Here is a 22,398-nt window from a genome sequence, read left to right as displayed (position 1 = left end):
GCATGGCCGGATCGCAATCGCCATACGCGAATTTGCAGGTTCCAAACTCAGGTCAACAGAAGGCCGCACAACAGTCGGCCGGGTGGCTTTTCATTGACATGTGAGGGCAGCTATGCTACTAATTTCGATATGGTGCTGACTTGCGCCGACCACCCGCCGCATAGGCGGGTTTTTGCATTTGGTGCCTCGCAAATCGACGCGCCGGCGAAGTCTCGAAAGCCCGGGGGAACCCGGATTCGTTGCCCTGCGCGAACTATACAGCCGGCTTCCTTTTGCGCCGATGGACACGCCAGACGGCGAAAATGCCGCCGCCGATGGCGCCGATCACGAGGCCGGCCAGGCCGGTGAACACGGCAAAATAGCCGCAGGCGCCCTCGAAACAGCTCATCTCGGTGGCATCAGCGATCACCGAGCCGATGGCGAATCCGGCCACGGCGCCGATAACCGCGCCCAGGACGATGCCGAGCAGCGCGGCGATGACGGAGACGAAGACAGGCGGGCTTTCGGTTTCCGGATTGACATAAACGGCATCGGCTTCGGATCCACGGCGCAGCAGATGGATGCAGAGACCGCCGATGGCGATTTGAGCAGCCGTGATGGCAAGCGCCTGACCCGAAAAGACGAAATCCGAAATCGTCAGTGCAGCGGTCTGCCAGGCCACCAGCCAGACGATTGTGGCGACCTGCCAGATGATGAACCGGCGCGGGAAGCGGGCCGAGCGGCCGAAGGCGAGGCCTAGCAGGTAAAGCCCCCACAGGATGGTGACGACGTCGATGAAGAGCCCCGCATAGATAAGGTAAAACACGCTGTCTGGCAGGCCGGTGGCGCCGACCGCGGGCCAGACGGAGATCAGGCCGTAGACCGACCACGCCATGACGAAGACAAGCCAGCCCACCGGCACGAAGGAAAGCCCGCTGTCCGGCCGCCTGACTGGCGTCTGTCCATTGCTCGATGTCATGTCCGCTCAATGCCCCCGCAAAGCCTCGGCACCCGACAGGCAACTCCGGGGGAAGTCAAGGGCGGCCGGCCCGGCGGTCCTGCCTGTGCACACCATTGCAGCGGCGGCGCCCGCAAAAACGGGCATGCCGGCGGCCCTGCGAACACTGTGTGGCCGGCAAAGCGAATAGACGGCTGATATGGCTTGGCATTCGGCGCCGGATCGACTAGATGAGCCCCGCGCCTGTTGCTTCGACGGCTCAGGTGCAGGGGAAGGTGTTTGCTGGTTGGCGACGCCGATGGCGGAAGTTCCGCCTTGCCCAAAGGGAGGTGCATCTCCCCAACCCGCGCGGCAAAACCGGCCGACGCGACATGCATGGACGGAGAGGTGGCCGAGTGGTTGAAGGCGCACGCCTGGAAAGTGTGTTTACGGGAGACCGTAACGCGGGTTCGAATCCCGCTCTCTCCGCCATCCCGCTTCGTTCTACGAGCTTCGCAGGACAAGCCCGAGCCTCTGCGCGAAGGAGGGCGGTAAACATCCCGCCGCGCTTTGCCCTTGAAACCTGCCAATCACAGGAGATGGCATGCCGAACGATGTAATCGTGCGCGACAGCAATGGCGCTCAATTGAATGACGGCGATTCCGTCACGCTGATCAAGGACCTCAAAGTCAAAGGCACTTCGGAGACGATCAAGCGCGGCACGTTGGTGAAGGCCATCCGCCTGAACGGCAATCCCGGCGAGATCGAATGCAACACCAAGCAAGTGAAAGGCCTGGTGCTCAAGACCGAGTTCGTGAAGAAGGCGTGAGCCTCAAGGCGGGGAGGAGCGATCTCGATGGCTCCTGCGGGATTTTGGAGAGCCTGCCGTCGCCAACTGGGCTGCGGAGCCGTTGAGCGTCCGGCACGCGATCGTTGCGCTGCGAATTGATAATTTCGCCGACCAGGCACAATCAAAAATCGCCAAGTCCCAAGCTGGAACCTCCGGCCTCGTTGCGCGTTTCACGGCGTCCCGTTCGCGGACCCGCCCGGATATCTCTCCAAGCGCGCGAAAAACCAGGAGCCCGCTTCATGCACGACAAGCTGTTTCATTCCCCGGTCGCACTGTCGGTCGGACTCGGCTTCAAGCGCGAGATTGCCTCGCTGGCCGAAATGCACGATTTCCTCACCAATTGGACGACCTCCCGCCGCGGCCCGCTTTACCGCAACGCGGTGGAAGCATGTGAACTCGCCATCCCAGGCTATGTGACCATCGAGCAGGCGCGCCAAGCGCTCGTCCAGTTTGCGCAAGCTTCTTGTATCCTGTGGCCGGACCTCGAGCCGGTGGCGGGCGTGCACGCCGTTGCGCGTGGCTATGGCGGCTACGCCGCCTGAAGATCGTACCCTCCGTGGCGGCTAAAGCCACACCACCATAGAAAGCCCGGCTGGTCCCCAGCCGGGCTTTCCCGTTTCCGGCAGTTCGCAGGGAAATCGCAATCCTGTGGCTGGCCGCGTGTCTTGCGCGACAATCCCTGCGTGTCGGGAAGAGCCCGCGCAAAAATCTTTATGAAATTCCTATTTCTTTCCACTGCGCCCCGTCTCGAACCTTTATGGCGATCGGGTCCATATTCCTTTCAGAAAACACAATCGGTTCCGTCGCCAAAGATGCGCCGGGCCACTTTCGAGATATTGCGAACTCTCTTGTCAAATTCGCAAAGTACAAAGAACAAAAGGAATAAACACAATGGATATGACCGTTATCGGGACCGGAATTTTGTTCTTTGCCCTTTGTTTCGCCTACATCAAAGCTTGTGACGCGCTCTAGAGCGAGGCTGAAAAAATGATCGTCGACTATATTCTCGGTGGCGGCGTGACGCTGTTCCTGCTCGCCTACCTGACATACGCCCTCGTTCGTCCAGAACGCTTCTGAAGGCACCGAAAGCCATGACACTGAACGGTTGGATACAGATCCTGGTCTATTGCGGGATCGTCATATTGCTCGTGAAGCCGCTCGGCGGCTACATGCACCGCGTCTTCAACGGCGACCGGACGCTGCTTTCGCCCCTCTTCGGCCCGCTTGAGCGCGGGCTGTACCGCCTTTGCGGAACCAGCGAACGCGAGGAACAGCACTGGACCACCTACGCGGTCGCCCTGCTGCTCTTCAACCTTGCCGGCTTCCTGGTGCTTTATGCCCTGCAGCGCCTGCAGGGCAGCCTGCCTTACAATCCGGCCGGCATGACAGCGGTCGAGCCTGGGCTCGCCTTCAACACCGCCGCCAGCTTCATGACCAACACCAACTGGCAGAACTATGGTGGCGAGAGCACGATGTCATATCTCGTGCAGATGGCCGGACTGACGGTGCAGAACTTCGTTTCGGCGGCCACCGGCATTGCCATCGCCATTGCGCTGATCCGCGGCTTTGCGCGGGCGTCGGGCAAGTCGATCGGCAATTTCTGGGTCGATATGACCCGCTCCACACTTTATCTGCTGCTGCCGTTCTGCATCGTGCTGACGCTGGTCTATGTCTGGCTCGGCATGCCGCAGACGCTCGGCGCCTACGTCAACGCCACGACGCTGGAAGGCGCGCAGCAGACCATCGCCGTTGGCCCGGTCGCCTCGCAGGTGGCCATCAAGATGCTCGGCACCAATGGCGGCGGTTTCTTCAACGCCAATGCCGCGCACCCGTTCGAGAACCCCGACGCGATCTCCAACCTGATCCAGATGGTGTCGATCTTCGCCATCGGCGCCGCCTTGACCAATGTCTTCGGCCGCATGATCGGCAACCAGCGCCAGGGCTGGGCGATCCTCTCGGCCATGGGCGTCATGTTCATCGCCGGTGTCGCCATCTGCTACTGGGCGGAAGCCGCCGGCAACCCGCTGGTGCATGCGCTGGGCATCGACGGCGGCAACATGGAGGGCAAGGAGAGCCGCTTCGGCATCGCTCTGTCGGCGCTGTTTGCCGTCATCACCACGGCCGCTTCCTGCGGTGCGGTGAACGCCATGCACGGCTCGTTCACGGCGCTCGGCGGCATGATCCCGATCATCAACATGCAGCTTGGCGAAGTCATCGTCGGCGGTGTCGGCGCGGGTCTCTACGGCATCCTGATGTACATCGTCGTCGCCGTCTTCGTTGCCGGCCTGATGGTCGGCCGCACGCCCGAATATCTCGGCAAGAAGATCGAGGCCAAGGAGGTCAAGATGGCGATGCTGGCCATACTGTGCCTGCCGCTGGCGATGCTGATCTTCACGGCCATCGCCGTCGTGCTGCCGACCGGCGTGGCGTCGATGGGCAATGCCGGCCCGCACGGCTTCTCCGAGGTTCTGTACGCCTACACTTCGGCGGCGGCCAACAACGGTTCCGCCTTTGGCGGCCTCAGCGGCAACACGCCCTGGTACAACATCACGATCGGCATCGGCATGCTGATGGGCCGCTTCCTGGTCATCATCCCGGCGCTGGCCATTGCCGGCTCGCTGGTGGCGAAGAAAACGGTTCCGGCCTCCGCCGGCACCTTCCCGACCGATGGCCCGCTGTTCGTCGGGCTGCTGGTCGGCGTCATCCTGATCGTCGGTGGCCTCACCTTCTTCCCGGCGCTCGCCGTCGGGCCGATCATCGAGCACCTGGCGATGGCTCACGGGCAGACCTTCTGAGACCGTCATGTCCTGGTTCAATGCCATGCGCCGCAAGGTCGGCCACAGCGCCGATCACGGAAAGGAGGAGAGACCTCCTCCTTTCCCGACCCTGTCGACGTTTCTCGGCCTTGCGGCAGTCATGCTCGTCCTCTGGCTGCTGGCCTACGGGCCGCCCCATCTCTTTTCGGCATCCGATCATCCGGTGCCGTCCAACAACACCGAAGCCGGAGCTTCAAAATGAGCAACTCGAAATCAGCCAGCATCATGGATGCCAGCATCCTGCTTCCCGCCATTGGCGGCGCCTTCCGCAAGCTCGACCCGCGCACGTTGGCCAGGAACCCGGTGATGTTCGTCGTTGCCGTCGTCTCGGCGCTCACCACGGTGCTGTTCGTCAAGGACCTGGTCACCGGCGGCGGCAATCTCGGCTTCACGCTGCAGATCATCATCTGGCTTTGGTTCACCGTCCTGTTCGCCAACTTCGCCGAAGCGGTCGCAGAAGGCCGCGGCAAGGCGCAGGCGGATTCGCTGCGCAAGGCACGCACCGAGACCCAGGCCAAGCTTTTGACCGGTGAGGACCGCACCAAATACAAACTCGTGCCCGGCACCAGCCTCAAGGTCGGCGATGCCGTGCTGGTCGAGGCCGGTGACATCATCCCGTCCGACGGCGAGGTGATCGAAGGCGTCGCTTCGGTCAACGAGGCTGCGATCACGGGCGAATCCGCGCCGGTCATCCGCGAATCCGGTGGCGATCGTTCGGCGGTCACCGGCGGCACGCAGGTGCTGTCCGACTGGGTCCGCGTGCGCATCACGGCGGCTTCCGGCCACACCTTCCTCGACCGCATGATCTCGCTGGTCGAAGGTGCCGAGCGCCAGAAGACGCCGAACGAGATCGCGCTCAACATCCTGCTCGTCGGCATGACGCTGATCTTCGTGCTGGCCACCGCGACGATCCCGAGTTTTGCTTCCTATTCGGGCGGCTATATCTCGGTGACCGTTCTGGTGGCGTTGTTCGTCACCTTGATCCCGACCACGATCGGCGCGCTGCTTTCGGCCATCGGCATCGCCGGCATGGACCGTCTGGTGCGATTCAACGTGCTGGCCATGTCGGGTCGCGCCGTGGAAGCCGCAGGCGACGTCGACACGCTGCTGCTCGACAAGACCGGCACGATCACGCTCGGCAACCGCCAGGCGACGCAGTTTCGCCCGGTCAAGGGTGTCACCGAGCAGGAACTGGCCGACGCGGCCCAGCTGGCCTCGCTCGCCGACGAAACGCCGGAAGGCCGCTCGATCGTCGTGCTGGCCAAGGAGAAATACGCCATCCGCGCCCGCGACATGGCAACGCTGCACGCAACCTTCGTGCCCTTCACCGCGCAAACCCGTATGAGCGGTGTCGACATCGATGGTTCGTCGGTGCGCAAGGGCGCCGTCGATTCCGTGCTTGCCCATGTCAACCAGTCGACGGTCGCAGCCCACGCCACGCGGCCCGGCAGCGATACCGTCAGGGATCTCCAGGCCATCGCCGACGAGATCGCCAAGTCCGGCGGCACGCCGCTGGCGGTCGAACGCGACGGCCGCCTGCTCGGCGTCATCCACCTCAAGGACATCGTCAAGGGCGGCATCAGGGAGCGCTTCACCGAACTGCGCCGCATGGGCATCCGCACGGTGATGATCACCGGCGACAATCCGATGACGGCAGCAGCCATCGCCGCGGAAGCCGGCGTCGACGACTTCCTCGCCCAGGCCACGCCGGAGGACAAGCTCAAGCTGATCCGCGACGAACAGGCCAAGGGCAAGCTGGTGGCCATGTGCGGCGACGGCACCAACGATGCGCCAGCCCTCGCGCAAGCCGATGTCGGTGTCGCCATGAACACCGGCACGGTCGCAGCGCGCGAAGCCGGCAACATGATCGATCTCGACAGCGATCCGACCAAGCTCATCGAGATCGTCGAGATCGGCAAGGCGCTCTTGATGACGCGGGGCTCGCTGACGACCTTCTCGATCGCCAACGACGTGGCCAAGTATTTCGCCATCATTCCGGCGATGTTCGCCGTCTTCTACGTCGCGCCGGGACAGACGACCGGCCCGCTGCAGGCACTCAACGTCATGCATCTGGCGACGCCGCAGAGTGCCATCCTGTCGGCCATCATCTTCAACGCGCTGATCATCATCGCGCTGATCCCGCTGTCGCTGAAGGGCGTCAAATATCGGGCCATCGGCGCCGGCGCGCTGCTCAGCCGCAATCTTCTCGTCTACGGCCTCGGCGGCCTCATCGTGCCTTTCGTCGGCATCAAGGCGATCGACATGATCGTCACCGCACTTGGCCTCGCTTAAGGAATTACGCTCATGTTCAAACAGATACGACCCGCGATCATCATGATCGTCTTCTTCACGGTGCTGACCGGCCTGATCTATCCTCTGGGCATGACCGGCATCGCCCAGGCGCTGTTCCCGCGTCAGGCCAATGGCAGCCTGGTCGAGAAAGACGGCAAGATCATCGGCTCCGAACTGATCGGCCAGGGGTTTGCCAGCGACAAGTATTTCCACGGCCGCCCGTCGGCTGCCGGCGACGGTTACAATGCGGCCGCCTCGAGCGGCAGCAATCTCGGCCCGACCAATCCCAAGCTGATCGACCGCATCAAGGGCGACGCCGAGAAACTGAAAGCGGAAAACCCGAACCAGCCCGTGCCGATGGATCTGGTGACGACGTCCGGCAGCGGCCTCGATCCCGACATCAGCCCGGAAGCCGCCTACTTCCAGGTCGCCCGGGTGGCCAAGGCCAGGGGTATCGACGAAGCCAAGATCAAGGCGCTTGTCGATGCCCAAGTCGAGGGCAGGGAGCTTGGCTTCATGGGCGAGCCTGTGGTCAATGTGCTCGGTCTCAACCTTGCGCTGGACGCCGCGAAACAGTGAATGGTGCGGGCCGGGGATCGACAGTATCTCCGGCGCCATCCATGATCGGTCCCGATGCCGGACGACAGAAACAACGACGCCAGACCTTCTCCCGACGCACTGCTTGACCATGCCGAGCGGGAAGGTCGCGGCCGGCTGCGGATATTCCTGGGTGCCGCTCCCGGCGTAGGCAAGACCTACGAGATGCTGATGTCGGGCCGCGCCAGGCTGACCGACGGCGTGGATGTGGTGATCGGTGTCGTCGAGACGCATGGGCGCAAGGAGACACTGGCCCTGGTCGAGGGTTATGAGGTCATTCCCCGCCGCAAGGTCGACTACAAGGGGCGCATCCTCGACGAGATGGATATCGATGCCATCCTCGCCCGGCGCCCGGCGCTGGTTCTCGTCGACGAACTCGCCCACACCAATGCGCCCGGCAGCCGGCACCCCAAGCGCTATCTCGATGTCCAGGAAATCCTGACGCACGGTATCGACGTCTACACGACGCTCAACATCCAGCATGTCGAAAGCCTGAACGACGTCGTCGCCCAGATCACCAAAGTCAGGGTTCGCGAGACGGTTCCCGATTCCATCATAGACCAGGCCGACGATGTCGAGATCATCGATCTCACCCCCGACGACCTGATCAAGCGGCTCGAGGAAGGCAAGGTCTATTTCCCCAACACCGCGCAGCGCGCGATCGAGAACTATTTCTCGCCGGGCAATCTGACGGCGCTCAGGGAACTGGCGCTGCGCCGCACCGCGCAGCGCGTCGACGACCAGTTGCTGATCCATATGCAGGCCCACGCCATTCCCGGACCGTGGGCCGCGGGGGAAAGGGTTCTCGTCTGCGTCGACGCGCGACCGGGCGGGGCTTCGCGTATTCGCTACGCGCGCAGGCTGGCCGACCGGCTCCGTGCCCCGTGGACGGCGCTGCATGTCGACAGCCCTCGCTCGGCCAGCATGCCCGAAGCGGACAAGGATCGGCTGGCTACGAACCTGCGGCTTGCCGAACAGCTCGGCGCCGAGGTGACCACCATTCCCGGTCAGAACATCGCGCAGGACATTGTTCGCCATGCGACGGCGAACAATTTCACCCATATCGTGGTCGGCAGGCCGACCCGGTCGCGCTGGCGGGAGTTGATCGAAGGCTCGCTCACCTACGATCTCATCCGCAATGCCGGCGACATCAGCGTCCATGTCATTTCAGGAACCGAACGCAACGCCGAGGTGACGTCGAGGAGCGTCAAGGCGGCGGACGAGCAGTGGCAGTTCGAGATCTGGCCCTATCTCAAGGCCACGGCCTTTGTCATCGGTTCGCTCGCCTTCGCCGTCGTTCTCGACCAGTTTCTCGACGTTCGCAACCTGGCGATCATTCTTCTCATCGGCGTACTGGCATCGGCGGTAACCGGCGGTCTGTGGCCGGCTCTGTACGCTTGTTTCGCCAGCGCCCTTGCTTTCAATTATTTCTTCCTGGAGCCTCGTTATACGCTGACGATCCGGGATCCGGAGAGCATCGTGGCGCTCGGCGTCTTTCTCGTCGTTGCGGTCATCGCCAGCAATCTGACGGCGCGCGTGCAGCGCCAGGCGGTTGCCGCCCGCTCGCGGGCGCGGGCCACGGAAGACATCTACCTCTTTTCAAAAAAGCTCGCCGGCGCCGGCACGCTCGACGACGTCCTTTGGGCCACGGCCTTCCAGATCGCCTCGATGCTGAAGCTGCGGGTGGTGCTGCTTTTGCCGGAGGACGGGACCATCACCGTCAAGGCCGGCTATCCGCCCGACGACACGCTGGCCGAGGCCGACATCGCCGCCGCCCGCTGGGCCTGGGAGCACGATCGTGCCGCGGGTCGCGGCGCCGACACGCTTCCGGGCGCCAAGCGCCTCTATTTGCCCTTGCGCACCGGGCGCACGGCGATCGGCGTCGTCGGCCTCGACAACGACAAGCAGGGGCCGCTGCTGACGCCCGAGCAGCAGCGGCTGCTCGACGCACTGGCCGACCAGGCGGCGGTCGCCATCGAGCGTATCCAACTGGTCGCCGACGTCGACCGCGCCAAGCTCGCGGCCGAGGCGGACAGGCTGCGCTCGGCACTGCTCACCTCCATTTCCCATGATCTGAAGACGCCGCTCGCCGCCATCATGGGCGCGGCCGGCACGCTGCGGGATTTTTCAGCAGCACTTCCCGAACCGGACCGGGCCGAACTGCTGTCGACGGTGCTCGACGAATCCGAGCGGCTGAACCGCTTCATCGCCAATCTGCTCGACATGACCAAGATCGAGTCCGGCGCGATGGAGCCGAACTACGCCTTTCACTATGTCGGCGACATCGTCGGCTCCGCCCTGCAAAGGGCCAGGAAAATCATTGGCGAGCACAAGATCGAGACGGACATCCCCAGGGATCTACCGATGTTGAAGGTCGACCCGGTGCTGTTCGAGCAGGCGCTCTTCAATCTTCTCGACAATGCGGCGAAATATGCCCCGGAAGGCTCGACGATCCGCGTGCAGGGCTGGACCGACAATGGCTCCGTCTTGCTGCAGATCATGGATGAAGGGCCGGGCATTCCTCCCGGCGATCTTGAGCGGATTTTCGACACCTTCTACCGGGTGCGCAAGCGCGACCAGATCCGCGCCGGCACCGGGCTCGGCCTGTCGATCTGCCGCGGCTTCATCGAGGCGATGGGTGGCACCATCATGGCGGCAAACCGGACAGATCGTTCGGGCGCGGTGTTCACCATCAAGATGCCCAAGCCGGCAAACCCGCCCAATTTCGACGCTTCGAATACTGACGATGTGGGTGACCTGGCATGACAAACTCGAACGTCAGGATACTGGTCGTCGATGACGAGCCGCCGATCCGCAAGCTGCTGCGCGTCGGGCTCGGCAGCCAGGGCTACGCGATCAGCGAGGCGCCGAATGCCAGGGCGGCGATCGAGCTGATGGAGGCGGAGAGGCCGGACCTCGTCCTGCTCGACCTCGGCCTGCCCGGCATGAGCGGCCTTGAGCTGCTGCGCAAATGGCGCGACGACGGGCTCGACATTCCAGTGGTCATCCTGTCCAGCCGGACCGACGAGGCCGGCATCGTCCAGGCCCTGGAACTCGGTGCCGACGACTATGTCACCAAACCTTTCGGCATGAACGAGCTGGTGGCGCGCATTCGCGTGGCGCTCCGCCACAAGTTCCAGCAACAGGGCGAGAAGCCGATTTTTCAGACCGGCGATCTCAGCGTCGACCTGGTCAAGCGCATCGTCAAGGTAGAGGGCAAGGAGGTAAAGCTGTCGCCGAAGGAATACGACATCCTGCGCATGCTGGTGCAGCACGCCGGCAAGGTGCTGACCCATCATTTCCTGTTGAAGCAGGTCTGGGGCGACTCGACCGACGTGCAGTATCTCAGGGTCTATGTGCGCCAGCTCAGGCAGAAGATCGAGAAGAGCCCCGACCAGCCGCGCTACATCACCACCGAGACGGGCGTTGGCTACCGCCTGCGCGAGGTCGAGTGAGCAGGCCAGGTTTTAGCCGATAGCTTCCCGCGGCTGATCAAGGGGCGTGGACACGCGCAAAGCCGCCAGGCAGCCGACAATGCCGAGCGGCACGAAGGCGAGAAACAGCCAGGACGCGACATTCGCCGCCGCGTCGTGGTTCAAGCCTTGCGAAAAGCCACTGGCATTGGCGACGATGCCGGCAAGGGCTGCACCCACGGCATAGCCGATGCGCTGCATGGTCGGCACCGCCGCCGAGGCGATGGTCTGCTCGCCCTCCGGTGCGGAGGCGACGATGACGCGTGTCAGGAACGGCCAGGCGATGCCGAAGCCGCCGCCTTGCAACAGGGCGCACATCAGGATCAGCGGGATGGAGCCCAGGGGTATCGTGTAGGCAAAGCCGGCGATGCCGGCCGCGATCATCACCGCGCCGCCGATGATGATCAGCCGCTCGCGTTGCGGCGGTGCGTTGGCGACGAGGATCGACAGGATCGACCAGGCGATCGATTCGGCGGCGATGATGTAGCCGGTGGTCAGCAGCGGAATGTCGTGCAGGCTGGTCAGCAGCAGCGGCCCGTAGACGCCGAAGGAACAGGTCGCCACCGAAAAGGCGGCAACCATGGTCATGCCGGCGCCGACCGGCGTGCGCCATGAGAACAGCCGCGCCGGGAACAGCCGCGAACGCGGCTTCAGCGCGTCGATGGTGAAGAACAGCACCAGGCCGATGAGGCCGACGGCCATCAGCAGCGAAGAGCGCAGCAAGGCGATGTCGACGCCGGCCGAGGCGATCAGCACCACGGCGACGGCAAGGCAGCCAAGGGCCGCGAACGGGAAGGGCGGCGCCCCGCCTGTGCTTGCCCTCGGCCTCGTCGCCTCCGGCGTGTTGAGCACGAGGAAGCTTGCCAGCGCCATGGCGGCGCCGCCGAGGGTGAAGATGCCGAAGGCCCAGCGCCATGACAACAGCTCGGTCATGATCGCGCCGAGCAACGGTCCGCTGAAGGCGGCGACGCCCCAGATCGCCGACATGATGCCGAAAAGCTGCGGCCAGATTGCGCGCGAGAACAGCCGTTCGACCGAGACGAAGGCCAGCGACACCAGCGCACCGCCGCCAAGTCCTTCGATCAGGCGGCCGGCGAGGAACAGTTGCATGGAAGGCGAGGTGGCGCAGATCAGGGCGCCTGCTGCGTAAAGCAGCGCGGCGACCACCATGTTGGTGCGCAAGGGGACATAACTCACCAGTCGTCCGGCGGCCGCGCCGGCAACGATGGCGCCGAGTTCGTAGATGGCCAGCGACCAGCCGACGAGCTGTACGCCCGCCAGTTCGCCGACCATGGCCGGCATCACCGTTGCCACCATCGTCTCGTTGGTGGCGTGCAGCAGGATGCCGAGGCTGATGAAGCAGAAGCGCGCCAGGTCGCCGCTTGCCCACAATACGCGCCAGTCGACCCTGTTTGTGCTGATCTCGGTCATTTCCACCCCTGTCTTGCATATCTCGACGCCAGCGCAGCACGCCAGAAGCCAGTACAAGTTTCCGGCAGGACCATGCGAATCGACAGCGCCGGATCGAGCGTTGTTGCGCTCGAGGCAGGCTTGTAAAACCTCAACTGGGGTTGAGCTCAAGCGGTTTTTTGAGGATCGTTCGCGCGGCAGCCTTTCCGCCTGGCGGGTTCGTAGCGCGATCAGTTCTCGGTGCTGCGCAGCTGGAACTGGCTGACGCCGATCGCGAGGTTTATGCCGGTCTGCGTCTGCAAGCTGAGCGGCTGCAAGGTGAAGGCCTGAGAGGAGCCGCCGACCAGTAGATTGGCGCCAGCGCCGACGGCGGCCGTCACCTCCGCGCTGGCGCCGATGTAGTCGCCGGCCAGCGCACCCGGCGCATAGATGTTCTTCAGCGGCGTCAGCACGATCCACTGCATGATCGTCTGCTTCGTCGTGCCGATATCGAGGCCGTATTTGTTGACGGCGCCGAAATAGGCTTCCGGCGCGAAGCTTTTGTCGGCGGGGTTGAAGGTGCAGCTCAGATCCTTGCTCGAGCCGAAGATGAAGCCGGTGCCGCCGCCAATCGCACAGTCAAGCGTGCCGAGTTCCATGCCTCGGTCCTGCGCCTGCACGGCTCCGGATAGCGTGGTGAACATGGCGGCAGCGATGGCTGTCTTCAGCATGATGGTCCCCTCAAAAATCAACGGCGCGGAACCATCCTATCTGGTTCCGCGCCGCGGAGTGAGGGGGCATGGAGCGCATGGCTCCATGCAATCACTTGAATGAATGGATCAGCTGCAGCGAAGTCACGGCCACGGCAAGGTTGACGCCGGTCTGCGCCTGGACGCTGAGCGGCTCCAGCATGAAGGCGCTGTCCAGGCCGCCAACCAGCAGATTGGCGCCGCCGCCGGTCACCACGCTCGCTTCGGCGTTGACGCCGTAGTAGCTGCCGGCGAGATCGCCTCCGTCACTGTCCCGGGTCGCAGCCAGCACGGCCCAGACGAGCTGGCCCTGATGCGTCTGCCCGACATCGAGGCCGATCTTGGAAATGACGCCTGTGTAAACCTCGGACGGCCCGTGATGATGAGGCCGGAAGACACAGGACACGCCCTTGTTGGAAGCGACGATATAAGCGGTGCCGCCGTCGATGGTGCAATCGAGCGTGCCGAGTTGCAGCTTGCCGGCGCTGGCCGGAGCCACCGCGAACATCGTCGTGGCGAGGGCAGCGGCGCAGGCGAGTTTCTTGATCATGGGAGGGTCCTTTCGCAAAATACTTTCAACAACGGCTTGGGTGGGTAGACCGTTCCGCCGAAAACTTGGCGCGATCAAGGCAGGGGCCGAAAGCCTCCTGCCGGGGTTAATGCGCGGTTGCGAAGTGCGTCCTTTCGGACACGCAAAGGATCCCGCGGCACTTGGATGTCACGCGGATTCGTATGGGAAGCGCTTGCCGAAACCGGGATCAGCTGACGCGGGCGAGGCCATCCTTGGCCGGCTGGTAGGTCGGATCGAGCCGAACGGCTTCCTTGTAGGATTTCGCTGCCTTGGCCTTGTCGCCGCGCCGCTCGTAGATCAGCGCCTGGTTGGACCAGGCCTCGGCATTCCTGCCGTCGAGCTTGATCGCCATGTTGAAATCGGAGAAGGCGTTGTCCTCGTCGTTGGTCGCCAGATAGGAGAGGCCGCGGCCGTTGTAGGGCTCGGCGGCGTCCGGCGCTAGCGAGATGGCTGTCGAGAAGTCCTCGATGGCGAATTTGTGCTGGCCCTGGCTCTGATAGATCAGGCCTCGATTGTGGTAGGCGCGCGCGTCGGTCGTATCGAGCTGGATCGCCTTCTGGAAGTCGTTGAAGGCGTCCTGGGTGCGACCCGCCTTGCGGTAGAGATTGCCGCGGCCGATATAGGCGGCGTCATAGTTCGAGTTGATCTGGATCGAACGGTTGTAGTCCGCGAGCGCGGCTTCCTGGTTGCCGAGGAAGCGCTGGATGAGCGCGCGATTAGAATAGGCCTGGAAGAAATTCGGATTGAGCTGGATGGCTTGATTGAAATCCTTGAGCGCCGCCTGGTACTGACCGCCACGGCCATAGGCCGAGCCGCGCACATTGTAGCCTTCGGGATCCTGGGGATTGCGCTGGATGACCCCCGACAGCGAGGAAATGTTCTCGCTCGACCCTTGCGCCTTGTCGATGTTGTTGAATTCACCGGTCGGGCCCGCCGTTTGGCAGCCGGCAAGCGCCAGTCCGGAGAGCAGGGCTGCTGTCAGGGCGAAACCACGCAATGCGGTCCCGCGCTCCACGCTTGTTGCGTTCATGTCTGCCCTGTCCTCACTTCAAGCCGCGTCGTTCAGGTCCGGCTCCCCCTCCGGACCGGTCACATCAAAACAAAAAGGTGGCGGCGATTCCACATCGCGCCACCTCTGATATCCTTCGAAAAGGACGAAAAATTGGCGTTAGAACCGCGGCGGACGCGGAGCGCCACCTGGACCACCAGCGGCGCCAGCAGCAACAGGGCGCGGCGTCATCGGCAGCAGGCCTTCGCGCTGGGCGCGCTTGCGGGCCAGCTTGCGGGCGCGGCGAACGGCTTCAGCCTTTTCGCGGGCGCGCTTCTCGGACGGCTTCTCGTAGTGACCGCGCATCTTCATTTCGCGGAAAATGCCTTCGCGCTGCATCTTCTTCTTGAGAGCGCGAAGCGCCTGATCAACGTTATTGTCGCGGACGAGTACCTGCACGGGCAATCCTGTCTTTCGGGTTTGATATCAACAGGCAAGCAGCCATAGCCACTAGCCTCCGCGGCGGTTTACACCACGAATTGGGGCGGCTGATAGCAGAATCATGCCGCGCTGTCCACAGCGGAAATGATTTTGCGGGGCCAGCCGCCGTCTGTTTGCCCTGGGACAAGTGTGCCACTTGCCCATGAGATAAGGAGCCGACTAGGCGGTCGCGAGGTGCAGCCGCTCGAAACCCTCGAAGAACTCGCCGTAGTCGCAGGTGATCTCCTCGCCCACGGCGATGTCGCGGGTTGCGGTGGCCCCGCCATATTGCGAAAAATCCGTGTTCGGATTGCTGGAATGGTTCATGAAGCGGCCATTGTCGACTTCATAGACCATGAAGCCCGGCCGGTCCGGGCTCGGATAGGCATAGCGGTCGAGCAGTTCCCTGAGATGCGGGGGTGCCGTCTCGTATTTGTCCATGGGGATCAGCCGGTCGAAATCCGGATCGAGCCGCCAGATCGAAGCGCCTTTGCCGATAGGCTCCGCGGCGAACACGCCGACGCCTTCGATCGCACTCGCAGTCACATAGGTTCTGATCAGCATCATGGTTCCAGACCCGCTTTTGGACAGAAACGGAATCACCAAATCGCGGCGAAAAATCAAGACCGGCCGTCTGCCCGGAGGCTATGAACATGCATCCCGCCGCTAGAATTCTTCACGTCCGGTTGATCGACACGCCGCCATCGGTAAACAGAGCCGCTCCGGTGGTGAAGCTCGAGGCGTCGGAGGCGAGATAGAGCGCCGAACGGGCGATCTCCTCCGGCATCGCGATACGCTTCAAGGCATGCAGGCCTTCGACGAAGGCCCGTGATTCCGGGGTCTTGAAGGTTGCCGCCGGTGTGTCGGTCCCGCCGGGCAGCAGCGCGTTGACCCGCACGCCTTTCGGGCCGTATTCGGCGGCAAGCACCTGTGTCAGTCCGATCAGGCCGGCCTTGCTCGCGGCATAGCTTGTCATGCCTGGCATGCCGACTGTGTGGCCGACGAAGGTGGAGGTGAAGATCAGCGAACCGCCGCCACGCTCGATCATTGCCGGCACCTGGTATTTGGCGCCGAGAAACGCGCTGGTGAGATTGGTGTCGAGCGTCTCGCGCCAGCCTTCCAGCGGCAGGTCCGAAATCGGCCCCATCCGGCCGACAGCGCCTGCATTGTTGAAGGCGATGTCGAGCCCACCGAACTTTTCGACCGCCAGATCGACAAGGGCTTTCGCGTAGGCTTCGTCGCGAACATCGCCGGCAAGCGCGACGGCGATGCCGTCGGCGTCCGCGATTTCCGCGACGAGCGCATCGAGCTCGGCATGGCGGCGGGCGGCGACGATGACCCTGGCGCCTTCCTCGGCAAAGAGTTTTGCGGTGGCCCGGCCGATGCCGGAACTGGCGCCGGTGACGATGGCGACCTTGTTGGCGAGTGCAAACATCTTCTGCATCCTTTTCTTCGCGCCGGCTTCACCGGCAGTTGGGATGCTTGGTCGCAGATGGGGCAAGCACGAGCCACCCGATACCTGCCAATGTGTGGAAGCGCCGGATGCGTCTTTTTCACCACGGCGCAAAACGGCAAGCGCCGTCGCAAACAGCGCAAGGGTGGAAGCGCTGTTTCGCTAGTGATACACCTCGCGCGCCGGGACCGAATGAATGCCGGCCGCCATTCGCGAAGCCTTTTTGGGGCGAGGTTGGGACGTTGAAGAAATATTCGGTATTCGCCATCGCCCGTGAAGCCATGCGCGGTCACAAGGGCTGGGAGGAACAGTGGTCCTCGCCTGAGCCGAGGAAAGAATACGACGTCATCATCGTCGGCGCCGGCGGCCATGGCCTGGCCACAGCCTATTACCTCGCCACGGTGCACGGCATCACCAATGTCGCGGTGCTGGAAAAGGGCTGGCTCGGCGGCGGCAACACCGGCCGCAACACCACCATCATCCGCTCCAACTATCTCTATGACGAGAGCGCCGGCATCTACGACCACGCGCTGAAGCTGTGGGACGGGCTCAGCCAGGAGCTCAACTACAACGTCATGTATTCGGCGCGCGGCGTCATGATGCTCGCCCACAATGTGCACGACGTGCAGGTGCTGAAGCGCCACGTGCACGCCAACCGGCTGAACGGCATCGACAATGAATGGCTGACGCCGGAACAGGCGAAGGAATTCTGCCCGCCGCTCAACACCTCCAAGGATGCGCGCTATCCGGTGGTCGGTGCGGCGCTGCAGCGGCGCGGCGGCACGGCGCGCCACGATGCGGTTGCCTGGGGCTATGCACGCGGCGCCTCGGCGCGCGGCGTCCACATCATCCAGAATTGCGAGATCACCGGCGTCAAGCGGGCAGCCAATGGCGCGGTCATGGGCGTCGACACGACGCGCGGCTTCATCGGCGCCAAGAAGGTCGGCGTCGTTGCCGCCGGCCATTCCTCCGTCATCATGAACATGGCCGGCGTGCGCATGCCGCTGGAAAGCTATCCGCTGCAGGCGCTGGTGTCGGAACCGGTCAAGCCGGTGGTTCCCTGCGTGGTGATGTCGAACACGGTGCACGCCTATATCTCGCAGTCCGACAAGGGCGAGCTGGTGATCGGCGCCGGCACCGACCAGTATGTCTCCTATTCGCAGACAGGCGGCCTGCACATATTGCAGCATACGCTGGACGCCATCTGCGAGATGTTCCCGATCTTCACACGCATGAAGATGCTGCGCTCGTGGGGCGGCATCGTCGACGTCACGCCCGACCGCTCGCCGATCCTGGCCAAGACGCCGGTGCCCGGCCTCTATGTCAATTGCGGCTGGGGCACGGGCGGCTTCAAGGCGACGCCGGGTTCGGGCCATGTCTTTGCCCACACCATCGCCAAAGATGATCCCCATCCGATCAACGCGCCCTTCACCATCGAGCGCTTCCGCACCGGCCGGCTCATCGACGAGGCGGCGGCGGCGGCGGTGGCGCACTGATGATGGCGCAGATGGCTGTCGCGATGCCGCTGATGCTGGCGGGGGAACAAGTGCTGGCGGGGGAACGGGGCATGTTCCATTTTCCGTCGGCGGACGAAGTGCGCACGCAGCCGATCAGCCGCACCGGCAACGAAACCGTCTGGCCGTTTTCGGTCGACGACGGCACGCTGGCCTGCGTCTGGAGCGGCGGCCAGAGGGTGGTTGTCTTCTTCGAAAACAGGCCTTCCGATCTAGACGAGGACGAGACATTCCAGCCGCGTCAAGTCATCGTCACCACCGATCCGATGCAGCTCACTCTCGGCAACATGGCGTCCCGCGATCTGTTTCGTCCCGCTGCAAGTGTGGAAGAACGCATCCGGCTCGTCGCGCCGTTCGCGACGCTGGGACAGAAGCTTTGCGATCAACCGGCGGGCGCCCGCGTCGGCCACGGCGAATTGTAGGAACGAACCAAATGCTTCTCATCCGCTGCCCCTATTGCGAGGAAGAGCGTCCGGAACTCGAGTTCCGCAACGCCGGCGAGGCGCATATTGCGCGCTCGGCCAATATGGCCGGCGAGAGCGACGACGATTTCGAAAAGTTCTTCTTCATCCGCTCCAACCCCAAGGGCATCATCTATGAGCGGTGGCGGCACATGCATGGCTGCGCGCGCTTCTTCAACGCCGTGCGCGACACCGTCACCGACAAGTTCGTCATGACCTACAAGGCCGGCGAGCCCAAACCCTCCAAGCTGCCGGGAGCTGGCAAATGAGCGGCGCGTTCCGCATTCCAGGAGCCGGCCGCTTCAAACAGGCGAAGACCGCGCGCTTCAGCTTCGATGGCCAGTCCTACACAGGCATCGAAGGCGATACGCTGGCCTCGGCGCTGCTCGCCAATGGCGTCCATCTCGTCGGTCGTTCGTTCAAGTATCACCGTCCGCGCGGCATCCTTTCGGCGGGCGCCGAGGAGCCCAACGCCTTGGTCGAGATCAAGCGCGACGCGGCGCGCAAGACGCCGAACGTGCGGGCGACCGTGCAGGAGCTTTATGAGGGGCTCGACGCGCAGTCGCAGAACCGCTGGCCGTCACTGTCCTTCGACCTCGGTGCGGTCAGCGATGTCGCCTCACCGCTGCTTTCGGCCGGCTTCTACTACAAGACCTTCATGTGGCCGAAGGCGGCGTGGAAGAGCCTCTACGAGCCAAAGATCCGCGCGGCGGCCGGGCTTGGCGTTTCCCCTGATAAGCCCGATCCCGACCATTATTCATCGCGCTATGCGCATTGCGACGTGCTGGTGCTGGGTGGCGGTGCCGCGGGCATCGCGGCGGCATTGGCAGCGGCGGAGACCGGCGTGCGCGTCATCCTCGCCGACGAGCAGGCCGAGTTCGGCGGCAGCCTGCGTTTCGAGAGCGGCGCGAAAATCGACGGCCAGGACGGTTTTGCCTGGGCGCAAGCTGCGGTGGCGAAACTCGCCGCCATGGACAATGTCCGCGTGCTCCCGCGCACGACGGCGTTTGGCTATTACGCTCAGAATTTCATCGGGCTGGTCGAGCGTGTCAGCGATCATCTGAAGGCTCCCGGCCACGATCTGGCGCGCGAGCGGCTGTGGCAGGTCCGGGCCAAGCGCGTGGTGCTGGCCTCGGGCGCGATCGAGCGCCACATGGTGTTTGCCGACAATGACCGGCCGGGCATCATGCTGGCGGGTGCCGCACGCACCTATCTCAATCACTATGGCGTCGCGGTCGGCAGGAATGTCGGCGTCTACACCGCCAATGACTCGGCTTACGCGGCGGCGATCGACCTGAAGAAGGCCGGCGTCAACGTGGCGGCGATCGTCGATCTGCGCGACAATCCGACCGGACCGGTGATCGATGAGGCGAGGGCGCTCGGCATCGAGGTCAATTTCGGCCGCGCGGTGATCCGCGCCGGCGGCAAGCTGCGCGTTTCCTCGATGACCGTACAGCCGAAGAATGGCGGCGGCGAACGCACCATCGCGGTCGATGCGATCCTGATGTCGGCCGGCTGGACGCCGTCGGTGCATCTGTTCTCGCAGTCGCGCGGAAAGGTCGCCTTCAACGACGAGACCAAGCGCTTCGTGCCGGGCACCTATGCGCAGGACTGCGTCTCGGTGGGCGCCTGCAACGGCACCGATGGGCTGTCGGCGACGGTGGACGAGGCCTATGCGGCGGGCGCCAAGGCGGCGAAAGATGCCGGCGCCAAGGCCGCCAAGGGCAACAAGCCGAAGGTCGACGCCTCGGAGAGCTGGTCGCGCGGTATGTTGGGCGCGGCGCCCGGCGCCGGGCCGGACACGACGGTGAAGGCGTTTGTCGATTTCCAGAACGACGTCACCGCCAAGGATATCCGTCAGGCGGTGCACGAAGGCATGCGCTCGATCGAGCACGTCAAGCGCTTCACCACCAACGGCATGGCGACCGACCAGGGCAAGACCTCCAACATGCACGGCCTGGCGATTGCCGCCGAGACGCTGGGCAAGGCGATCCCGGAAGTCGGCCTGACCACGTTCCGGGCGCCCTACACGCCGGTCACCTTCGGCGCGATCGTCAGCCATGCGCGCGGTCCGCTGTTCGACCCGACACGCAGAACCGCGATCCATCCCTGGGCCGAGGCGCAAGGTGCGGTGTTCGAGGATGTCGGCCAGTGGAAGCGCGCCTGGTATTTCCCCAAGGCGGGCGAGGACATGCACGCCGCGGTCGATCGCGAATGCGTCGCCGTGCGCAAGACGGCCGGCCTGTTCGATGCCTCGACGCTGGGCAAGATCGAAGTGGTCGGGCCGGATGCGGCCAAGTTCATGGAACTGCTCTACACCAACCCGTGGGAGAAGCTGGAACCCGGCCGCTGCCGCTACGGCATCATGCTGCGCGAGGACGGCTTTATCTATGACGACGGCGTCGTCGGCAGGCTGGCCCCCGACCGTTTCCACGTGACGACGACGACCGGCGGCGCGCCGCGTGTCATGAACCATATGGAGGACTATCTCCAGACCGAGTTCCCGCATCTCAACGTCTGGCTGACCTCGATTACCGAGCAGTGGGCGGTCATCGCGGTGCAGGGACCGAAGTCGCGTGACATCATCGCGCCGCTGGTCGAAGGCATCGACATGTCGGACGAGGCGCTGCCGCATATGTCGGTGCGCGAAGGCAAGATCTGCGGCGTGCCGACGCGGCTGTTCCGCATGTCGTTCACCGGCGAGCGCGGCTTCGAGGTCAATGTGCCGGCCGACTATGGCCAGGCGGTCTGGGAAGCCCTGTGGGCCGAGGGCCAGAAGCATGGTGCGGCCGCCTACGGCACCGAGGCGATGCACGTGCTGCGCGCCGAAAAGGGCTATATCATCGTCGGCCAGGACACCGATGGCACGGTGACGCCGAACGATGCCGGCCTCGACTGGGCGGTCGGCAAGAAGAAGGCCGATTTCGTCGGTATCAGGGGCATGGCGCGGCCAGATCTGGTCGCCAAGGGCCGCAAGCAACTGGTCGGCCTGAAGACCAAGGACCCCAAGGTGGTGCTGGAAGAGGGCGCGCAGATCGTCGAGGATCCGAAGCAGGCGATCCCGATGAAGATGATCGGTCACGTCACCTCGAGCTACTGGTCGGAAAATTGCGGCCGCTCGATCGCGCTGGCGCTGGTCGCCGGCGGCCGCGAGCGCATGGGCGAGACGCTCTATGTGCCGATGCCGGACGGGGTGATCGAAGTGGAGGTTACCGGCATGGTGTTCTTCGACGAGACGGGAGGGCGCCTCAATGGCTAAGGCCGCTGCAAGGAAGACGGCTCCGGCCGCATCGCCTTCGGTTGAACGCCGCCCGGCGCTGACTGGTCGCAGCACCACTGCTGCCGGCGTCAAGGTCGAGGTGCTGCCGCCGGCCGAGCGCATGTCATTGCGTGCGCCGGAGGCCTCGGTTGCAGCGCTTTCGAAAGCGCTCGGCGTGACCTTGCCGAAAAAGCCGAAGACGCTTGCCTCGAAGGGCGGGCGCACCGCTTTGTGGCTCGGCCCCGACGAATGGCTTGTTATCGACGAGGCCGGCAATGATCCGCTCGCCGATTGTGCTGGGGTTTCCGCTTTGCACTCGGCGGTCGGTATCTCGCATCGCAACATCGCTATCGCCGTGACGGGCGCCGGGGCAGCGGCGACGATCAATGCGGGCTGCCCGCAGGATCTGTCGCTCGATGCCTTCCCGGTGGGAGCGGCGTCGCGCACGATCCTGGGCAAGACCGAGATCGTGCTGCTGCGCACGGCGGCGGACGCCTTCCGGGTTGAATGCTGGCGTTCCTTCTCGGACTATGTCTTTACTTTCCTGTCCGAGGGATCGCGGGACGCGGCGGTCTGAACTCGGAACGCTT

General features: G+C 64.0%; 22 protein-coding genes and 1 tRNA gene. 15 read left to right on the top strand and 8 right to left on the bottom strand.

Going from position 1 to position 22,398, the window contains the following annotated elements:
• Positions 1-253 precede the first annotated feature (253 nt).
• A complete protein-coding gene (locus MESCI2_RS0117225) occupies positions 254-958 on the bottom strand; it encodes a hypothetical protein (RefSeq protein WP_027037664.1) in 705 nt (234 codons plus the stop codon).
• A 360-nt stretch (positions 959-1,318) separates the two neighbouring features.
• Here MESCI2_RS0117225 and MESCI2_RS0117220 point away from each other — a divergent pair.
• The 10 genes from MESCI2_RS0117220 (at position 1,319) to MESCI2_RS0117170 (ending at position 10,926) form a co-directional block, all read left to right on the top strand.
• Positions 1,319-1,408: transfer RNA gene (locus MESCI2_RS0117220), tRNA-Ser, on the top strand.
• Between the two features lie 112 nt (positions 1,409-1,520).
• On the top strand, positions 1,521-1,745 hold the full coding sequence (locus tag MESCI2_RS0117215; RefSeq protein WP_013529641.1) for an alkylphosphonate utilization protein: 225 nt from the start codon (positions 1,521-1,523) through the stop codon (positions 1,743-1,745).
• A 260-nt stretch (positions 1,746-2,005) separates the two neighbouring features.
• Positions 2,006-2,308: a DUF982 domain-containing protein gene (locus MESCI2_RS0117210; protein WP_027037663.1), complete on the top strand. Its 303-nt coding sequence runs from the start codon at positions 2,006-2,008 to the stop codon at positions 2,306-2,308.
• A gap of 445 nt (positions 2,309-2,753) precedes the next feature.
• Positions 2,754-2,843: a K(+)-transporting ATPase subunit F gene (locus tag MESCI2_RS01000000134830; RefSeq protein ID WP_032808122.1), complete on the top strand. Its 90-nt coding sequence runs from the start codon at positions 2,754-2,756 to the stop codon at positions 2,841-2,843.
• Positions 2,844-2,857: 14 nt separating this feature from the next.
• Positions 2,858-4,561: a potassium-transporting ATPase subunit KdpA gene (kdpA, locus tag MESCI2_RS0117195; RefSeq protein WP_027037662.1), complete on the top strand. Its 1,704-nt coding sequence runs from the start codon at positions 2,858-2,860 to the stop codon at positions 4,559-4,561.
• A 7-nt stretch (positions 4,562-4,568) separates the two neighbouring features.
• Positions 4,569-4,784: a hypothetical protein gene (locus MESCI2_RS0117190; RefSeq protein WP_027037661.1), complete on the top strand. Its 216-nt coding sequence runs from the start codon at positions 4,569-4,571 to the stop codon at positions 4,782-4,784.
• On the top strand, positions 4,781-6,874 hold the full coding sequence (gene kdpB, locus MESCI2_RS0117185) for a potassium-transporting ATPase subunit KdpB (RefSeq protein WP_027037660.1): 2,094 nt from the start codon (positions 4,781-4,783) through the stop codon (positions 6,872-6,874). The genes MESCI2_RS0117190 and kdpB overlap by 4 nt, the downstream gene beginning before the upstream one ends.
• 12 nt (positions 6,875-6,886) lie before the next feature.
• Complete coding sequence (gene kdpC / locus MESCI2_RS0117180; RefSeq protein WP_027037659.1) at positions 6,887-7,453, top strand: potassium-transporting ATPase subunit KdpC; 567 nt, start codon at positions 6,887-6,889, stop codon at positions 7,451-7,453.
• 54 nt (positions 7,454-7,507) lie between these two features.
• Complete coding sequence (locus tag MESCI2_RS0117175; RefSeq protein ID WP_027037658.1) at positions 7,508-10,237, top strand: sensor histidine kinase; 2,730 nt, start codon at positions 7,508-7,510, stop codon at positions 10,235-10,237.
• The gene (locus tag MESCI2_RS0117170) at positions 10,234-10,926 is read left to right on the top strand and encodes a response regulator transcription factor (RefSeq protein ID WP_027037657.1); all 693 of its coding nucleotides are present in this window, start codon (positions 10,234-10,236) and stop codon (positions 10,924-10,926) included. Before MESCI2_RS0117175 ends, MESCI2_RS0117170 begins: the two co-directional genes overlap by 4 nt.
• Positions 10,927-10,938: 12 nt before the next feature.
• Here the strand turns inward: MESCI2_RS0117170 and MESCI2_RS0117165 are convergent, their stop codons facing one another.
• From MESCI2_RS0117165 to MESCI2_RS0117135, 7 genes are all read right to left on the bottom strand, one after another.
• Positions 10,939-12,375 (bottom strand): MFS transporter, encoded by a 1,437-nt coding sequence (locus MESCI2_RS0117165; RefSeq protein WP_027037656.1) that lies wholly within the window; start codon positions 12,373-12,375, stop codon positions 10,939-10,941.
• Between the two features lie 209 nt (positions 12,376-12,584).
• Positions 12,585-13,064 carry a DUF992 domain-containing protein gene (locus MESCI2_RS0117160; protein ID WP_050596579.1) on the bottom strand — a complete coding sequence of 160 codons (480 nt, stop codon included), beginning with the start codon at positions 13,062-13,064 and terminating at the stop codon, positions 12,585-12,587.
• A gap of 91 nt (positions 13,065-13,155) precedes the next feature.
• Positions 13,156-13,632 carry a DUF992 domain-containing protein gene (locus MESCI2_RS0117155; RefSeq protein WP_027037654.1) on the bottom strand — a complete coding sequence of 159 codons (477 nt, stop codon included), beginning with the start codon at positions 13,630-13,632 and terminating at the stop codon, positions 13,156-13,158.
• A 208-nt stretch (positions 13,633-13,840) separates the two neighbouring features.
• Positions 13,841-14,683 (bottom strand): tetratricopeptide repeat protein, encoded by an 843-nt coding sequence (locus tag MESCI2_RS0117150; RefSeq protein WP_027037653.1) that lies wholly within the window; start codon positions 14,681-14,683, stop codon positions 13,841-13,843.
• 138 nt (positions 14,684-14,821) lie between these two features.
• The gene (rpsU, locus tag MESCI2_RS0117145; RefSeq protein ID WP_023671138.1) at positions 14,822-15,100 is read right to left on the bottom strand and encodes a 30S ribosomal protein S21; all 279 of its coding nucleotides are present in this window, start codon (positions 15,098-15,100) and stop codon (positions 14,822-14,824) included.
• Between the two features lie 201 nt (positions 15,101-15,301).
• A complete protein-coding gene (locus MESCI2_RS0117140) occupies positions 15,302-15,688 on the bottom strand; it encodes an SET domain-containing protein (protein WP_027037652.1) in 387 nt (128 codons plus the stop codon).
• Between the two features lie 109 nt (positions 15,689-15,797).
• Positions 15,798-16,556, bottom strand: a complete 759-nt coding sequence (locus tag MESCI2_RS0117135; RefSeq protein ID WP_027037651.1) for an SDR family oxidoreductase — start codon at positions 16,554-16,556, stop codon at positions 15,798-15,800.
• 260 nt (positions 16,557-16,816) lie between these two features.
• On the opposite strand from MESCI2_RS0117135, the gene MESCI2_RS0117130 reads away from it, so the two are divergent.
• The 5 genes from MESCI2_RS0117130 to MESCI2_RS0117110 are packed head-to-tail and all read left to right on the top strand — an operon-like array spanning position 16,817 to position 22,385.
• Positions 16,817-18,070 carry a sarcosine oxidase subunit beta gene (locus MESCI2_RS0117130; protein WP_027037650.1) on the top strand — a complete coding sequence of 418 codons (1,254 nt, stop codon included), beginning with the start codon at positions 16,817-16,819 and terminating at the stop codon, positions 18,068-18,070.
• Positions 18,070-18,510 (top strand): hypothetical protein, encoded by a 441-nt coding sequence (locus MESCI2_RS0117125; protein WP_027037649.1) that lies wholly within the window; start codon positions 18,070-18,072, stop codon positions 18,508-18,510. The genes MESCI2_RS0117130 and MESCI2_RS0117125 overlap by 1 nt, the downstream gene beginning before the upstream one ends.
• Positions 18,511-18,521: 11 nt before the next feature.
• Entirely contained in the window at positions 18,522-18,818 is a 297-nt protein-coding gene (locus MESCI2_RS0117120) for a sarcosine oxidase subunit delta (RefSeq protein WP_027037648.1), read from the top strand.
• Positions 18,815-21,808, top strand: a complete 2,994-nt coding sequence (locus MESCI2_RS0117115) for a sarcosine oxidase subunit alpha (protein ID WP_027037647.1) — start codon at positions 18,815-18,817, stop codon at positions 21,806-21,808. The genes MESCI2_RS0117120 and MESCI2_RS0117115 overlap by 4 nt, the downstream gene beginning before the upstream one ends.
• The gene (locus tag MESCI2_RS0117110; protein ID WP_027037646.1) at positions 21,801-22,385 is read left to right on the top strand and encodes a sarcosine oxidase subunit gamma; all 585 of its coding nucleotides are present in this window, start codon (positions 21,801-21,803) and stop codon (positions 22,383-22,385) included. Before MESCI2_RS0117115 ends, MESCI2_RS0117110 begins: the two co-directional genes overlap by 8 nt.
• Positions 22,386-22,398 lie beyond the last annotated feature (13 nt).

This window comes from Mesorhizobium ciceri WSM4083 (assembly GCF_000519305.1).
GTDB classification, from domain to species: Bacteria; Pseudomonadota; Alphaproteobacteria; order Rhizobiales; family Rhizobiaceae; genus Mesorhizobium; species Mesorhizobium ciceri_B.
The sequence above is the reverse complement of the archived record's forward strand: the minus strand, read 5'-3'. Positions and strand labels throughout refer to the sequence as shown.

Coding starts and splice junctions, on each gene's coding strand:
- MESCI2_RS0117225 (WP_027037664.1), bottom strand. CDS start 958: ATGACATCGAGCAATGGACAGACGCCAGTCAGGCGGCCGGACAGCGGG.
- MESCI2_RS0117215 (WP_013529641.1), top strand. CDS start 1,521: ATGCCGAACGATGTAATCGTGCGCGACAGCAATGGCGCTCAATTGAAT.
- MESCI2_RS0117210 (WP_027037663.1), top strand. CDS start 2,006: ATGCACGACAAGCTGTTTCATTCCCCGGTCGCACTGTCGGTCGGACTC.
- MESCI2_RS01000000134830 (WP_032808122.1), top strand. CDS start 2,754: ATGATCGTCGACTATATTCTCGGTGGCGGCGTGACGCTGTTCCTGCTC.
- kdpA (WP_027037662.1), top strand. CDS start 2,858: ATGACACTGAACGGTTGGATACAGATCCTGGTCTATTGCGGGATCGTC.
- MESCI2_RS0117190 (WP_027037661.1), top strand. CDS start 4,569: ATGTCCTGGTTCAATGCCATGCGCCGCAAGGTCGGCCACAGCGCCGAT.
- kdpB (WP_027037660.1), top strand. CDS start 4,781: ATGAGCAACTCGAAATCAGCCAGCATCATGGATGCCAGCATCCTGCTT.
- kdpC (WP_027037659.1), top strand. CDS start 6,887: ATGTTCAAACAGATACGACCCGCGATCATCATGATCGTCTTCTTCACG.
- MESCI2_RS0117175 (WP_027037658.1), top strand. CDS start 7,508: ATGCCGGACGACAGAAACAACGACGCCAGACCTTCTCCCGACGCACTG.
- MESCI2_RS0117170 (WP_027037657.1), top strand. CDS start 10,234: ATGACAAACTCGAACGTCAGGATACTGGTCGTCGATGACGAGCCGCCG.
- MESCI2_RS0117165 (WP_027037656.1), bottom strand. CDS start 12,375: ATGACCGAGATCAGCACAAACAGGGTCGACTGGCGCGTATTGTGGGCA.
- MESCI2_RS0117160 (WP_050596579.1), bottom strand. CDS start 13,064: ATGCTGAAGACAGCCATCGCTGCCGCCATGTTCACCACGCTATCCGGA.
- MESCI2_RS0117155 (WP_027037654.1), bottom strand. CDS start 13,632: ATGATCAAGAAACTCGCCTGCGCCGCTGCCCTCGCCACGACGATGTTC.
- MESCI2_RS0117150 (WP_027037653.1), bottom strand. CDS start 14,683: ATGAACGCAACAAGCGTGGAGCGCGGGACCGCATTGCGTGGTTTCGCC.
- MESCI2_RS0117140 (WP_027037652.1), bottom strand. CDS start 15,688: ATGATGCTGATCAGAACCTATGTGACTGCGAGTGCGATCGAAGGCGTC.
- MESCI2_RS0117135 (WP_027037651.1), bottom strand. CDS start 16,556: ATGTTTGCACTCGCCAACAAGGTCGCCATCGTCACCGGCGCCAGTTCC.
- MESCI2_RS0117125 (WP_027037649.1), top strand. CDS start 18,070: ATGATGGCGCAGATGGCTGTCGCGATGCCGCTGATGCTGGCGGGGGAA.
- MESCI2_RS0117120 (WP_027037648.1), top strand. CDS start 18,522: ATGCTTCTCATCCGCTGCCCCTATTGCGAGGAAGAGCGTCCGGAACTC.
- MESCI2_RS0117115 (WP_027037647.1), top strand. CDS start 18,815: ATGAGCGGCGCGTTCCGCATTCCAGGAGCCGGCCGCTTCAAACAGGCG.
- MESCI2_RS0117110 (WP_027037646.1), top strand. CDS start 21,801: ATGGCTAAGGCCGCTGCAAGGAAGACGGCTCCGGCCGCATCGCCTTCG.